12 protein-coding genes are annotated in these 13,824 nt (G+C 68.1%); 2 read left to right on the top strand and 10 right to left on the bottom strand.

The window, feature by feature from the left end; genetic code table 11:
• The 4 genes from proB to rplU form a co-directional block, all read right to left on the bottom strand.
• Window positions 1-795, bottom strand: a complete 795-nt coding sequence (gene proB, locus N1027_RS17090; RefSeq protein ID WP_259509411.1) for a glutamate 5-kinase — start codon at window positions 793-795, stop codon at window positions 1-3.
• A complete protein-coding gene (obgE, locus tag N1027_RS17095; protein WP_259509413.1) occupies window positions 792-2,300 on the bottom strand; it encodes a GTPase ObgE in 1,509 nt (502 codons plus the stop codon). Before obgE ends, proB begins: the two co-directional genes overlap by 4 nt.
• A gap of 111 nt (window positions 2,301-2,411) precedes the next feature.
• Window positions 2,412-2,669 (bottom strand): 50S ribosomal protein L27, encoded by a 258-nt coding sequence (gene rpmA, locus N1027_RS17100; protein WP_092553949.1) that lies wholly within the window; start codon window positions 2,667-2,669, stop codon window positions 2,412-2,414.
• 12 nt (window positions 2,670-2,681) lie between these two features.
• The gene (gene rplU, locus N1027_RS17105) at window positions 2,682-2,990 is read right to left on the bottom strand and encodes a 50S ribosomal protein L21 (RefSeq protein WP_092553951.1); all 309 of its coding nucleotides are present in this window, start codon (window positions 2,988-2,990) and stop codon (window positions 2,682-2,684) included.
• A gap of 156 nt (window positions 2,991-3,146) precedes the next feature.
• Between rplU and N1027_RS17110 the strand changes: the two genes are divergently transcribed.
• Window positions 3,147-3,419 carry a DUF4031 domain-containing protein gene (locus tag N1027_RS17110; RefSeq protein WP_259509416.1) on the top strand — a complete coding sequence of 91 codons (273 nt, stop codon included), beginning with the start codon at window positions 3,147-3,149 and terminating at the stop codon, window positions 3,417-3,419.
• Between the two features lie 74 nt (window positions 3,420-3,493).
• On the opposite strand, the gene N1027_RS17115 is transcribed toward N1027_RS17110, so the two are convergent.
• Window positions 3,494-6,229, bottom strand: a complete 2,736-nt coding sequence (locus N1027_RS17115) for an Rne/Rng family ribonuclease (RefSeq protein ID WP_259509418.1) — start codon at window positions 6,227-6,229, stop codon at window positions 3,494-3,496.
• A gap of 264 nt (window positions 6,230-6,493) precedes the next feature.
• On the opposite strand from N1027_RS17115, the gene N1027_RS17120 reads away from it, so the two are divergent.
• Window positions 6,494-7,108: a vitamin K epoxide reductase family protein gene (locus tag N1027_RS17120; RefSeq protein WP_259509420.1), complete on the top strand. Its 615-nt coding sequence runs from the start codon at window positions 6,494-6,496 to the stop codon at window positions 7,106-7,108.
• On the opposite strand, the gene ndk is transcribed toward N1027_RS17120, so the two are convergent.
• From ndk to N1027_RS17145, 5 genes are all read right to left on the bottom strand, one after another.
• Window positions 7,105-7,527 (bottom strand): nucleoside-diphosphate kinase, encoded by a 423-nt coding sequence (gene ndk, locus N1027_RS17125; RefSeq protein WP_259509422.1) that lies wholly within the window; start codon window positions 7,525-7,527, stop codon window positions 7,105-7,107. The genes N1027_RS17120 and ndk overlap by 4 nt on opposite strands.
• A gap of 67 nt (window positions 7,528-7,594) precedes the next feature.
• On the bottom strand, window positions 7,595-7,969 hold the full coding sequence (locus N1027_RS17130; protein ID WP_259509424.1) for a DUF4233 domain-containing protein: 375 nt from the start codon (window positions 7,967-7,969) through the stop codon (window positions 7,595-7,597).
• A 13-nt stretch (window positions 7,970-7,982) separates the two neighbouring features.
• Complete coding sequence (locus tag N1027_RS17135; RefSeq protein WP_259509426.1) at window positions 7,983-9,446, bottom strand: bifunctional folylpolyglutamate synthase/dihydrofolate synthase; 1,464 nt, start codon at window positions 9,444-9,446, stop codon at window positions 7,983-7,985.
• Window positions 9,439-12,891: an isoleucine--tRNA ligase gene (gene ileS / locus N1027_RS17140; RefSeq protein ID WP_259509428.1), complete on the bottom strand. Its 3,453-nt coding sequence runs from the start codon at window positions 12,889-12,891 to the stop codon at window positions 9,439-9,441. Before ileS ends, N1027_RS17135 begins: the two co-directional genes overlap by 8 nt.
• A gap of 260 nt (window positions 12,892-13,151) precedes the next feature.
• Window positions 13,152-13,778 (bottom strand): TetR/AcrR family transcriptional regulator, encoded by a 627-nt coding sequence (locus N1027_RS17145; RefSeq protein ID WP_259509430.1) that lies wholly within the window; start codon window positions 13,776-13,778, stop codon window positions 13,152-13,154.
• Window positions 13,779-13,824: the final 46 nt, after the last annotated feature.

Consider the following 13,824-nt stretch of genomic DNA (forward strand, 5'->3'; position numbering starts at 1 on the left):
TCAGAGCGGGGCGGGCTCGAAGAAGGTGCCGAGGTCGGCGCCTTCGAGAGCCTCGGCGACGCGCGGGGTGGCCGTGACCAGCACCGCGGTGCCTCCGGCGGCCGCGAGGCGTGCGGCGGAGACTTTCGTGGCCGCTCCCCCGGTGCCCACTCCCGACGAGCTGACGTCGCCGAAGGTCACTCCGGCGAGGTCGTCGCCGATCGGCACCTCCGTGATCTTGACCGCTCCCGGCTCCTGCGGCGGGCGCGTGTAGAGCGCGTCGACGTCGGAGAGCAGGATGAGCGCATCCGCTCCCACCAGCTCGGACACCATCGCGGCCAGCCGGTCGTTGTCGCCGAAGCGGATCTCGTGCGTCGCCACCGTGTCGTTCTCGTTGACGATGGGCAGGATGCGGAGCCCGAGCAGTCGGTCGACGGCGCGCTGGGCGTTCGAGCGGTGCGTGGGGTTCTCGAGGTCACCGGCCGTCAAGAGCACCTGACCGGCCACGATGCCGTAGCGGTCGAGGCTGTGCTGGTAGCGGAAGATCAGCACGTTCTGGCCCACCGCTGCCGCGGCCTGCTGGGTGGCGAGGTCGTGGGGGCGGGCGTCGAGCTGCAGGTAGGGCATGCCGGTGGCGATGGCCCCGGAGGAGACCAGGATGATCTCGGTGCCGCGGGCGTGCGCGGCCGCGAGGGCGTCGACCAGAGGCTCGATCTGCCCGGCGTTCTCGCCGCTGATCGACGACGAGCCGACCTTCACGACCACGCGACGGGCATCCGGGATGCCGGCGCGCGTGAGCACCGGGCGACGGGTCACAGCTCGTCCTCGTCTGCCCAGAGCCCCGCTTCCTTCTCGCGCACCAGTTCGGCGCGCGCCTCGGCCTTGGCGTCCATCAGCTCGAAGTACTCCTCGCGACGCTGGTTGCTGGTGCGGCGGCGCTGGCCTTCGAGGCGAGGATCGGAACCACGCGGGCTCGTCACCAGTTCGGCCGTGGAGGTGAGCGTGGGCTCCCAGTCAAACACCACACCGTTGCCGCGGCCGATGACCACGGCAGAACCCGAGACGGCGCCCGACTTGAACAGCTGGTCTTCGACCCCGAGCTTCGCCAGGCGGTCGGCCAGGAAGCCGACGGCCTCGTCGTTCGTGAAGTCGGTCTGCTGCACCCAGCGCTCGGGCTTGGCACCGATGATGCGGTAGACGTTGCCGTGCGTTCCGCCCTCGACCTTGATGACGAAACCGGCGTCGTCGACGGCCCGCGGGCGCATCACGATCTTCGCCGGCTTCGGATCGGCGGCAGCCGCGATCCGGGAGTCTTCGACCAGTTCGGCCAGCGCGAAGGAGAGCTGACGCAGACCCTCGTGGCTCGCCGTCGAGATCTCGAACACGCGATAGCCGCGGGCCTCGAGGTCGGGCTTCACGAAGTCGGCCAGCTCGCGCGCCTCGGGCACGTCGATCTTGTTGAGCGCGATCAGCTGCGGGCGATCCAGCAGCGGCACCTGACCCTCGGGCACCGGGTAGGCGGCGAGTTCGCCCAGGATGACGTCGAGGTCGCTGATCGGGTCGCGGCCAGGCTCCAGCGTGGCGCAGTCGAGCACGTGCAGCAGGGCGCTGCAGCGCTCCACGTGGCGCAGGAACTCCAGGCCGAGGCCCTTGCCCTCGCTGGCGCCCTCGATGAGGCCGGGAACGTCGGCGATCGTGTAGCGCACGCTCCCGGTCTCGACCACGCCGAGGTTGGGGTGGAGCGTCGTGAAGGGGTAGTCGGCGATCTTCGGCTTGGCGGCCGACATCGCGGCCACGAGGCTCGACTTGCCGGCCGAGGGGTAGCCGACCAGCGCCACGTCGGCGACGGTCTTGAGTTCGAGGAGGACATCGCCCTCCCAGCCTTCGGTGCCGAGCAGGGCGAATCCGGGGGCCTTGCGCTTGGTGGTGGCGAGCGAGGCGTTGCCGAGGCCGCCCTGGCCGCCCTCGGCCACGACGAAGCGCATACCGGGCTCGGACATGTCGATCAGCTCGACACCATCGGCGTCTTTCACGACGGTGCCGATCGGCACCGCGAGTTCCAGCTCGCCGCCGTTGCCGCCCGCGCGGTGGTCGCCCATACCGGGGCCGCCGTTGTCGGAGGACTGGTGCGGATGCCGGTGGAAGCCTAAGAGCGTCGTGGTCTGCGGGTCGCTCACCAGCACGATGTCGCCGCCATGGCCGCCGTTGCCGCCGTCGGGGCCGGCGAGCGGCTTGAACTTCTCACGGCGCACGGACACGCATCCGTTGCCGCCGTGGCCCGCCTTCAGGTGGAGGGTGACGTGGTCGACGAAAGTCACCATTCCGGTTCCCTCACCATTTCTGTGGATTCGTTACTGCAGTGTTCAGTGCTTAATGCCAGAAGCAGGGGCAGGCATCGGCCCACCCCTGCTTCATCGCGGTTCTTGAGTGTGCTACTCAGCCGCGACGACGATGTTGACGACCTTGCGGCCACCCTTGGCGCCGAACTCGACCGAGCCCGCCGCGAGGGCGAAGAGCGTGTCGTCTCCGCCACGGCCGACGTTCACGCCTGGGTGGAAGTGGGTGCCGCGCTGGCGGACGATGATCTCGCCCGCTCCGACGACCTGGCCACCGAAGCGCTTGACGCCCAGACGCTGTGCGTTGGAGTCACGACCGTTGCGAGTGGAACTCGCACCCTTTTTGTGTGCCATGTGCCCTGATCCTTACTTGATTCCGGTGACCTTGACGCGGGTGAGCTCCTGGCGGTGGCCCTGGCGCTTCTTGTACCCGGTCTTGTTCTTGAACTTCTGGATGACGATCTTCGGGCCGCGGAGGTCTTCGAGAACCTCGGCGGTGACCTTCACCTTGGCGAGCGACGAGGCGTCGGAGGTGATCTTCTCGCCATCGACGAGCAGCACAGCCGCCAGCTCGATGTTGCCGTCTTTGTCGGCCTTGATCCGGTCGAGAGTGACAATGGTGCCAACCTCAACCTTTTCCTGCCGACCACCGGCGCGCACAACTGCGTAAACCAATTTACGTACCTAACTCTTTGGGGGCCCTCAAAAGCGCAATCTGCGACGCTTGGAAGTCATGGCGATCAGGAGAGCATTGCTCTACGCACACCAGCGGTCAAGCCTACTCGATGCAGTGATTTCGGTCAAACCGACGCGAGTGCGATACTCGGCAGCGTGACCGTCTTGATCGATCAGCCGATGTGGCCGGCCCACGGAACCGTCTGGGGCCACCTGGTGAGCGACGAATCGCTCGACGAATTGCACGCTTTCGCGGCCCGCGCCGGGCTGCCGCCGCGGAGCTTCGACCTCGACCATTACGACGTTCCGGCCGACCGCTACGAGGAGCTCGTGGCGGAGGGCGCACTGCCGGTCTCCTACCGCGACCTGGTGGTGCGCCTGCGCGCCTCCGGCCTCCGCGTGCGCGGCAAGGACCGCCCCGCGCGCTGACTGCTCGCGACTCGCCACAATCCGCCCTGAAACAGCGCGGAGAGGGCGGATCGTGGCGAGTCGCGAGGGAGGGATCAGGAGTCCGCGGGCTCGACGGGGGCCGACACCGCCGCCGTGGAGACACGACGACTGCGCGAGCGGCCCTGGCCGGGCTGCTTGGGCTCGGGCAGGGCGTCGAGCACCGAATCGAGCAGCTGGGTCGCGTCCTGCGGAGCGACCCGCGGTGCGCGCGCGGCCTTCTTGACCGGGATGTCGAGGATGGCGATCGCGGGCTCCGCAGCGTCGGCGACAGCATCCTCGGCCGATGCTTCGGCCTTCGCTGCCGGCGGCTCCACAGCCGGAGAGGCCTCGGAAGCGGTCTCGCCCACGTCGCCGTCGGGCTTCGTGTGCCGCGCCTTACGGCGTCGCGAGGAAGAGCTCGCCGCACGGCCGACGTCGGGCGCCGACTGCTCCGGCTGAGCCTCTGCCGCCGGGGCGGCGGAGGCCTCGGCCGGGGTGACCTCGGCCGGCGCGTCCGTCGTCGACGCCTGCTCGGCCTTGTCGTGACCGTTCGCCGCCGCGATGGTGGAAGCCGCGATCTGGGCGAGCGCGTTCTTCGCGTCGTCGGTGATGGCGTGGGTGACGACGCTGCCGCCGCCATTGCCGTTGCCGGAACCCGAAGAATGCGACGAGCCGTTCGATCCGCCGTTGCCGCCGGAGTTGCCGCCCCGACCACGGCGACCGCCGCCGGATGTCTGCTGCTGGCCACCGCCGTTGCCGTTGCCCGAAGACCGGTGCTTCACCACGGGGTCGTGGTGGATGATGATTCCGCGGCCGGCGCAGACCTCGCAGGGCTCGCTGAACGACTCGATGAGCCCGAGGCCGAGCTTCTTGCGGGTCATCTGCACGAGTCCGAGCGAGGTGACCTCCGCCACCTGATGCTTGGTGCGGTCGCGGCTCAGGCACTCGATCAGGCGTCGGAGCACCAGATCACGGTTGGTCTCGAGCACCATGTCGATGAAGTCGACCACGATGATTCCGCCGATGTCGCGGAGGCGGAGTTGCCGCACGATCTCCTCGGCTGCTTCGAGGTTGTTCTTCGTGACGGTCTCTTCGAGGTTTCCGCCGGAGCCCACGAACTTGCCCGTGTTGACGTCGACGACGGTCATCGCCTCGGTGCGGTCGATCACGAGCGAGCCGCCGGAGGGCAGCCAGACCTTGCGGTCGAGCGCCTTCTCGATCTGCTCCGAGACGCGGTACTCGTCGAAGGCATCCCGCTCGCCCTCGTACTTCTCGACACGCTCGAGCAGGTCGGGCGCCACGGCGCGCAGGTAGTTCTCGATGGTGGCCTGAGCCTCGTCGCCCGAGATGACGAGCTTGTGGAAGTCTTCGTTGAAGACGTCGCGCACGATCTTGATCAGCAGGTCGGGCTCGGAGTGCAGCAGGTGCGGAGCCTGCTGCTTCGTGACCTGCTCGCTGATGTCGGCCCACTGGTTGGTGAGGCGGGTGACGTCGAGCGTCAGCTGCTCCTCGGTGGCGCCCTCGGCCGCGGTGCGCACGATCACGCCCACGTTCTCGGGCAGCACCTCCTTGAGGATGCGCTTGAGGCGTGCCCGCTCGGTGTCGGGGAGCTTCCGCGAAATGCCGTTCATGGAGCCGTTCGGCACGTAGACGAGATAGCGGCCCGGCAGGCTCACCTGGCTCGTCAGGCGCGCGCCCTTGTGACCCACCGGGTCTTTCGTGACCTGCACGAGCACGGTGTCGCCCGACTTCAGCGCGAGCTCGATGCGGCGGGGCTGGGTGCCCTTGCCCTCGGAGTTCTCGGCCGCGGCATCCCAGTCGACCTCGCCGGAGTAGAGCACGGCGTTGCGGCCGCGCCCGATGTCGACGAAGGCGGCCTCCATGCTCGGCAGCACGTTCTGCACGCGGCCGAGGTAGACGTTGCCGATGAGCGAGGCGTCCTGCGCCTTCGCGACGTAGTGCTCGACGAGCACACCGTCTTCGAGCACACCGATCTGGATCTTGTTGTTCTTGGCGCGCACCACCATCACACGATCGACGGCCTCGCGGCGGGCGAGGAACTCAGCCTCCGTGATGACCGGGCGGCGGCGACCGGCGTCGCGCCCGTCGCGGCGGCGCTGCTTCTTGGCCTCGAGGCGGGTGGAACCCTTGATGCGCTGGGGCTCGGTGATGAGATCGGGCTCACGCGGCGTGCGCACCTTGACGACGGTGTTCGCCGGGTCGCCTTCTCCCCCACGGTTCTCCTCGCCGGAGCGGCGACGCGAGCGCCGGCGCACGGTGGAGGAGTCGGAGGGCTGGTCGTCGTCGCGCGGGTCGCGGTCACGAGGATCGCGGTCGCGCGGGTCACGGTCACGCGGGTCACGGTCACGCGGATCGCGGTCGCGCTCGCGCCCGTCGCGGTCGCCCCGCGGCGGAAGTGGCGGCAGATCGGGCAGATCCGGCGCCTGGAAGATCAGCGAGGTGGTGCTGAGCGCCCGAACGACCGGCTTCTCGGCCACCGGGGTCTCGACGGTTCCGCTGGATGCGACCGCGAACGGCGCGAGGCCGGGCTCGTCGTCGTGCCCACCCTCGACCACGGGAGTCCCCGCGACCGGAGCGTTCGGCTCGGCGATGGGCCCACCGCCCGACCCAGCGTCAGCAGAGGCCACCACCGGGGCTTCGGGAGCCGCGACCGGATTGTCGGGAACGACGGATGCCGGGGCATCCGTCTTCTTCACCGCTCGGCGTGAGCCGAACAGCCGGGACTTGCGACGACCCGATCCCTCTCCGTTGTTCGAACCATTGTCATTGTCTGAAATTTTCTCCACCATCTCTGGTGCACTCCTTGCCAGCCGGAGGCCTTCGCCTGCCAGCAGGTACTCTCACGAGCGAAGTTCCGCGTTCGCGAAATACTCCGCCAATCTCGTTGACCAATGCGCGGTTTCGCGCTCTATCCGTTCGGGTCTCGTGCCGCGCGGCGCGCAGCGGGCCCGATAAGTCTTCTTCAGAGGTTCCACGTCATTCGTGGACTTCCACGCTCGATTATCGCACGCATTCCCAGATTGCTCGCGATTGGCCTGTGCAACAATCGGAGCGTGCCAGCCCAGACCGAGCCATATCGCCGCCCGATCGGTCTCGCCGTCTTCCTCATCGTGGCGGGTGTGGTGGGCTGGTACTCCGCGTTCGATCTGACGCTGGAGAAGATCCGGACGCTGATGAATCCCGGTTATGTGCCGAGCTGCGACATCTCGCCGCTCGTGACCTGCGGGCCGAACATGGCCAGCGCCCAGGGGTCGGTTTTCGGCTTCCCCAATCCGATCATCGGGGTGGCGGCCTTCGTGGCGCCGATCGTGGTCGGCGTCGCCATCCTGGCCGGCGCCCGCTTCGCGAAGTGGTTCTGGGTGCTGTTCAACCTCGGCTTCGCGCTCGGCCTGGCCTTCGTGGTCTGGCTGATCGGCCAGTCCATCTTCGTGCTCGGCACGCTCTGCCCGTATTGCATGCTGGTGTGGCTCGTCATGATCCCGCTGTTCCTCTACGTCACCGCCTACAACCTCAAAGAGGGCAACTTCGGCAACGGGGCGGGCAGCCGGGAGATCGCGGCGCTGCTCTACCCGTGGGTGTGGATCGTAGCGGTACTCTGCTACCTCGTGATCGTGGTGATGGCGCAACTGCGGCTCGACGCCATCACCTCGATCATCCAGTCCCTCTAGTCGAACCAGAGGGCGAGCTCGCGGGCCGCCGACTCCGGCGAGTCGCTGCCGTGCACGAGGTTCTGCTGCACGGCCAGACCCCAGTCGCGGGCGAGGTCGCCGCGGATCGTGCCGGGAGCGGCGGTGGTGGGGTCGGTGGTGCCGGCGAGCGAGCGGAAGCCCTCGATCACGCGGTTGCCGGCGATCCGCAAGGCCACGATCGGGCCCGACTCCATGAACTCGACCAGCGGCTCGTAGAACGGCTTGCCCTGGTGCTCCTCGTAGTGCTTCGAGAGCAGTTCACGATCGGGCTCGACGAGCTTCACGTCGACGAGCTGGTAGCCCTTCGCCTCGATGCGGCGCAGGATCTCGCCGGTGAGGTTGCGGGCGACGCCGTCGGGCTTGACGAGGACGAGGGTTTCTTCGACGTGCGTGGTCACGATGATCCTTCCGGGGGTTGCCGCGAGGTGCGGCGCGAGTTTTCCGAGATCACCCTAGCGGGCGCGACTAGACGTCGTCTTCGGGGGTGTCGGATGCCGCGGAAGCGGCCGCGGCGTTCATCTTGTCGATCTGCGCACCCTTCACCATGCAGTAGATCCAGAGGCCGATGAAGATGGCTGCCACGATCGACAGCAACGGCACCAGGATGCACGCCAGCGCGATCACGCCCTGCAGCACCCAGCCGAGGGCGTAGCCCCAGCGGTAGCGGAGCAGGGCGGCGTTCGCGAGGAGCAACAGACACAGCACCGCTCCACCGATCAGAGCGACAGGAGCCGGCAGCGCCTTCAGTCCGAAGATGACCAGCGCGGCGAAGAACATCACCACCGACTCGAACCCGAGCACGATCGCGCCGAGGTTCTGCCGAACCGAGCTGCTTCTCATGCCGGGCCGCCCATCATTTCCATTCCTCGGCGGCGGCGATCTGGATGACCTCGCCCACCAGGGTGATCGACCCGGTGACGACCACAGCACCCTTCTCGGTCTCGCCCGCGAGGTCGCGGGCCTGCTCGAGGGCGGAGGCGAGGTCGGGCTCGACCAGCACGCGGTCGGCACCGGCGATGCGCACGACGATCGAGGCGAGCTCGTCGGGGTCGATCGCGCGATCCGACGACGAGGAGGTGACGACGAAGTCGGTAACTGCGGGGTCGAGGGCGCGGATGATTCCCTCCACGTCTTTGTCGGCGAGCACCGCGATGACGGCCACCACCTTGTCGAAGGTGAAGTACTCGCCGAGTGCGGCCGCGAGAGCCCCTGCCCCGCCGGGATTGTGCGCGGCATCCACCAGCACGGTCGGTTCGGTTCCGACCAGCTGGAGCCGGCCGGGCGAGCTGGCGGTGGCGAAGCCCTCGGTGATGACACCCTCGGTGAGCGCCTGCGTGCCGCCGCCGATGAACGACTCGACGGCCGCGACAGCGACCGCCGCATTGTGCCCCTGATGGTTGCCGTAGAGCGGCAGGAAGATCTCCCGGTACGTACCGGCGAGTCCCTGCACCGAGACCAGCTGGCCGCCGACAGCGACCGTCGACTCGAGCAATGTGAAGCGGTCGCCCTCGACCGCGAAGGTCGACTCGGAGAGTTCTGCGGCGCGTTCGAGCTCGGCGAGCGCCTCGACGGGCTGGGCCGCACTGACCACCTGGGCAGCCGGCTTGATGATGCCCGACTTGGTGCGCGCGATCTCGGCCACCGTGTTGCCGAGCCGTGCCGTGTGGTCGAGAGAGATCGGCGTGAACACGGCGACCTGGCCGTCGCCGACGTTCGTGGAATCCCACTCGCCACCCATGCCGACCTCGATCACAGCGACATCGACCGGGGCATCGGCGAAGGAGGCGAAAGCGAGCACCGAGAGCGCCTCGAAGAAGGTGAGGCGCGGCTCCCCCGCGGCATCGAGCTCGGTGTCGACCAGGTCGAGGAAGGGTTCGATGTCGCGCCAGTTGGCCGCGAGCGCCTCGTTCGAGATAGGCACGCCATCGATGGTGATGCGTTCGTTCACGCGCTCGAGATGAGGGCTCGTGAACAGACCCGTGCGGAGACCGGATGCGCGAAGCAGACTTTCGATGATGCGGCTCGTACTGGTCTTGCCGTTGGTGCCGGTGATGTGGATGATCGGATACGACCGCTGCGGGTCGCCGAGCAGCTCCACGACGCGCCGGCTGGCGGAGAGTCTCGGCTGCGGGGCCGCCTCGCCGAGACGGGCGAGCAGGTCGGCGTAGACCGCGTCGCCCTCCTCCACGAACTCGTCGGGCGCATCGAGGCCGGCCGATTCGAAGTCGCCCTCGCGTTCGCCGTCGAACTCGGCGTTCTCGTCTTCCGGGTCGTCTGCGGGCGGGCCGAAATCTCCACCGAAGAACTGATCAGACATTCTGGGTCACCGACTTCCGGCTCACGGCGATGAGGAACTCATCCTGGTTGGCGTATTTGCCCGCACTGACGCGGGCGAAGTGCTCGGGAGCTGCCGAAGCCACCGTGCCGAGCCACTCCGAAGCGAGAACATCACGATAGCCCTCGATCGACGGCGTGTCGCGGGGCGAGTGCACCGCGAAGTCGGTGGCGAGGGTCTCCCCGGCCACGTCGACGGAGGCGCCCCCGTCGCCACCCGTACCGCCGGCGACGGCTGACGCCACCGCGTCGGCATCCGCGTCGGAGAAGAAGACCAGGTCGAGGGCGATGCGGTCGCTCACGTCGAATCCTGCCGACTTGCGCGCATCCTGAACCGCGCGGATGACGTCGCGGGCGAGACCCTCGGCCTCGAGCTCGGGAGTGAGGGTGGTGTCGAGCAGCACGAAGCCGCCGGTGGGCAGCAGCGCCAGCGCGCTGGTGTGCGCTTCGCCTGTGCCGTCAGCGGATGCCGCGGCGGCCGCCTCGAGCACCAGCTCGTACTCCCCCTGCAGAAGGTCGATGCCCCCCGACGTCACCACGCCGTTGGCCTCCGACCACTGGCCGGTGCGGGCGCCCTGGATGGCCTGCTGCACGCTCTTGCCGAGCCGCGGGCCGGCCACCCTCGCGTTGACGGTGAGCCGGGACGTGATGCCGAACTCGGCCGCGGTGGTTTCGCTCTGGTTCACGAAGGTCACGCTCTTGACGTTGAGCTCGTCTTTCAGGATGCCCTCGAACTGCGCGAGCGCATCCGCGTCATCGGTCACGATCGTGAGCCCGGCGAGCGGCAGGCGCACCCGCAGGCCGTTGGCCTTGCGGAGCGAGAGCACCGTCGAGGAGATGGCGCGCACGGAGTCCATGGTGTGCACGAGGCCCGCATCGGCTGGGAAGAGGTTCTCGCTCGGCCAGTCGGTGAGGTGCACACTGCGGCCTCCGGTGAGGCCCTTCCACATCGATTCCGCGACCAGCGGGATGAGCGGGGCCGCGACCCGCGTGACCGTCTCGAGCACCGTGTAGAGGGTGTCGAATGCGGCGTGGTCGTCGCCGGTCCAGAAGCGGTCACGGGATCGCCGCACGTACCAGTTCGTGAGCACGTCGGCGAAGTCGCGGAGCTTCGCCGCCGCGAGCGTCGCATCCAGCGATTCGAAATCGGCGGTGACGCTCTGCACGAGCTCGCGGGTCTTCGCGAGCAGGTAGCGGTCGAGCACGTCGGTCGAGTCGGTGCGCCAGCGCGCTTCATATCCGCCCGGTTCGGCGGTATTGGCGTAGAGGGTGAAGAAGTAATAGGTCGACCACAGCGGCAGCAGCAGTTCGCGCACGCCCTGGCGGATGCCCTCCTCGGTCACGATCAGGTTGCCGCCCCGCAGCACCGGGCTCGACATGAGGAACCAGCGCATCGCATCCGAGCCGTCGCGGTCGAAGACCTCCGAGACATCCGGATAGTTGCGCAGCGACTTCGACATCTTCTGACCGTCGTTGCCGAGCACGATGCCGTGGCTGATGACGTTCTTGAAGGCCGGCCGGTCGAACAGCGCGGTCGAGAGCACGTGCATGAGATAGAACCAGCCGCGGGTCTGCCCGATGTACTCCACGATGAAGTCGGCCGGGCTGTGGGTGGCGAACCACTCCTGGTTCTCGAACGGGTAGTGCACCTGGGCGAAGGGCATCGATCCGGAGTCGAACCAGACGTCGAAGACATCCGGGATGCGCCGCATCGTGCTGCGCCCGGTGGGGTCGTCGGGGTTCGGTCGGGTGAGGTCGTCGATGTAGGGGCGGTGCAGATCGGGCTCGCCCGAACTGTTCACGGGAAGGCGGCCGAAATCGCGCTCGAGCTCCTCGAGCGAGCCGTAGACGTCGATGCGCGGGTGGTTGGGGTCGTCGCTCTTCCACACCGGGATGGGCGAACCCCAGTAACGGTTGCGCGAGATCGACCAGTCGCGGGCTCCGGAGAGCCACTTGCCGAACTGGCCGTCTTTCACGTTCTCGGGAACCCACTCGATCTGCTGGTTGAGCTCCTCCATCCGCTCGCGGATGGTGGTGACGCGCACGAACCAGCTCGACACCGCCTTGTAGATGAGCGGATTGCGGCACCGCCAGCAGTGCGGGTAGCTGTGCTCGTAGCTGGCCTGACGCACGAGCCGTCCGGCCGCGCGCAGCATCTGCGTCAGCGGCTTGTTGGCATCGAAGACGTGCTGCCCCTCGACATCCGGAACGCTGGAGAGAAAGCGGCCGCCGTCGTCGACGGAGATGATGACCGGGATGCCCGCCGCCTCGCAGGCCTTCTGGTCTTCTTCACCGTAGGCGGGTGCCTGGTGCACGATGCCGGTGCCGTCGCCGGTGGACACGTAGTCGGCCACCAGGATCTGCCAGGCGTTCTGGGTGCCGTACTTCTCGGTGTCGGCGTAGTAGTCCCAGATGCGGTCGTAGGCCACCCCCTCGAGGTCACGGCCGTAGTAGGCGGCGCGGCGGCCGGTGCCGGGCTCGGTGGCCCAGCGCTCGGCGGCGGCGAGCGCCTCGGCGGCCGACTCGTAGCCGAGGTCTTTGGCGTAGGAGCCCACGAGCTCGCGGGCGAGCAGGAACTCCTGGCCCTGCAGGTGCTCCTGCACACCGCTCCGCTCCCCGGGCGCCAGAGCGTGCGGCACCACGACGTATTCGATGTCGGGGCCCACGGCGAGGGCGAGGTTGGTGGGAAGGGTCCAGGGGGTCGTCGTCCAGGCCAAGGCTTCGACGCCGGTGAGGCCGAGCGACTCCGCACGCGTGCCGACGAGGGGGAAGGTGACGGTGACCGTTTGGTCTTGACGCATCTTGTAGACGTCGTCGTCCATCCGCAGCTCGTGGTTGGAGAGCGGGGTCTCGTCTTTCCAGCAGTAGGGCAGCACGCGGTAGCCCTCGTAAGCGAGGCCCTTCGTGTGCAGCTCCTTGAAGGCCCAGAGCACCGACTCCATGAAGGTGATGTCCAGCGTCTTGTAGTCGTTGTCGAAGTCGACCCAGCGGGCTTGGCGGGTGACGTAGTCCTGCCACTCGTGCGTGTACTTCAGCACCGACTTGCGGCTCGCCGAGTTGAAGACCTCGACGCCCATCTCCTCGATCTGGCTCTTCTCGGTGATGCCGAGCTGCTTCATCGCCTCGAGCTCGGCGGGCAGGCCGTGGGTGTCCCAGCCGAAACGGCGCTCCACCTTCTTGCCGCGCATGGTCTGGAAGCGCGGAAAGAGGTCTTTGGCGTAGCCGGTGAGGAGGTGCCCGTAGTGGGGCAGGCCGTTCGCGAACGGCGGGCCGTCGTAGAAGACCCACTCCGGCGCATCCGCCCGGTTCTGGATGCTGGCGCGGAAGGTGTCGTCGCCCTTCCAGAACGCGAGCACGCCCTCTTCGAGCGCGGGGAAGCTCGGCGAGGGCACGACGGCGCTGAACTCGTGGGAATCTTTGGGGTACATGGTTCTCCTGGACGGCCTGATCTGTGCTGCTGCACTGTCCGCACTGCGGATCGATGCTGCTCTGTCCACGAGGACGGATCGGAGCTCCGCTCCCCACCGTGGTACCACCTCGCTTGCCGGTTCCGCCGCTTTCGCGTGGCGCCGACCGCTTGTTCTTAGGCTTTGACGGGCCCGACCCGTTCGGTTCTACCGGATGCTCGCGCACCCTTCTTCCGACGACTCCCCGGTGATTGCCGGTTCACAGCCATGGTGCGGTAATTCTAGCGGATTCCCGGGCCGTCCTGGCCGCCGACCCCGCCGAATCCGCGGAGCACCGGATGCACCGCACGATCAACGTAGGAGACGAGCGGCGCCCGGGCCGGGCCGTCGGCGGCCCAACGGCCCACGGCGGCCGCGGCGGCGCCGATGACGGCGAGCGCGATCGCTCGGGCTTGCAAAGGCCGGTCGGCGGACTCGGGATTCCGGGCGTAGAGCCGGGACACCAGGTAGCGCTCGATCAGGTCGGCATGAGCGAGGGCGCGCGCGAGCCCACCGGCCCTCGACTCGGCCTCGATGCCCATCACCTCATACTGCGTGAGCACCAGGGGTGCGCGTTCGGCGGTGAAACCGGCGGCGGTGACGAGCAGCGCCTCTTCGACCGCTCCGAGGGGGTCGTCGGTGCTCGCCCGCTCGGCGAGCGCATCCGTCAGCGCCTGCAGGCTCGCGTCGAGCTCGACCCAGAGGAGTTCGCTCTTCGACGCGAAGTAGTTGAAGAAGGTGTTGCGGCTCACGCCGGCGCGCTGGGTGATCTGCTCGATCGTGGTCTTCGCGTAGCCGCTCTCGAGGAAGAGCTCGGACGCAGCCTCTTCGAGCATCCGTTGGGAGGATGCGCGGGGTCTGCCAGCCATCGTCGCCTCCGTGCGTCTTGAGTCCGGCGTCTCGAGCCCGGGAATA

The organism is Herbiconiux aconitum (genome assembly GCF_024979235.1).
Taxonomy (GTDB): domain Bacteria; phylum Actinomycetota; class Actinomycetes; order Actinomycetales; family Microbacteriaceae; genus Herbiconiux; species Herbiconiux aconitum.

Bases quoted from the DNA above. Each gene is read 5' to 3' on its own strand.
- obgE (WP_259509413.1), bottom strand. From the start codon at position 2,300: ATGGTGACTTTCGTCGACCACGTCACCCTCCACCTGAAGGCGGGCCAC.
- rpmA (WP_092553949.1), bottom strand. From the start codon at position 2,669: ATGGCACACAAAAAGGGTGCGAGTTCCACTCGCAACGGTCGTGACTCC.
- N1027_RS17115 (WP_259509418.1), bottom strand. From the start codon at position 6,229: ATGGTGGAGAAAATTTCAGACAATGACAATGGTTCGAACAACGGAGAG.
- N1027_RS17130 (WP_259509424.1), bottom strand. From the start codon at position 7,969: ATGAGAAGCAGCTCGGTTCGGCAGAACCTCGGCGCGATCGTGCTCGGG.
- N1027_RS17135 (WP_259509426.1), bottom strand. From the start codon at position 9,446: ATGTCTGATCAGTTCTTCGGTGGAGATTTCGGCCCGCCCGCAGACGAC.
- ileS (WP_259509428.1), bottom strand. From the start codon at position 12,891: ATGTACCCCAAAGATTCCCACGAGTTCAGCGCCGTCGTGCCCTCGCCG.
- N1027_RS17145 (WP_259509430.1), bottom strand. From the start codon at position 13,778: ATGGCTGGCAGACCCCGCGCATCCTCCCAACGGATGCTCGAAGAGGCT.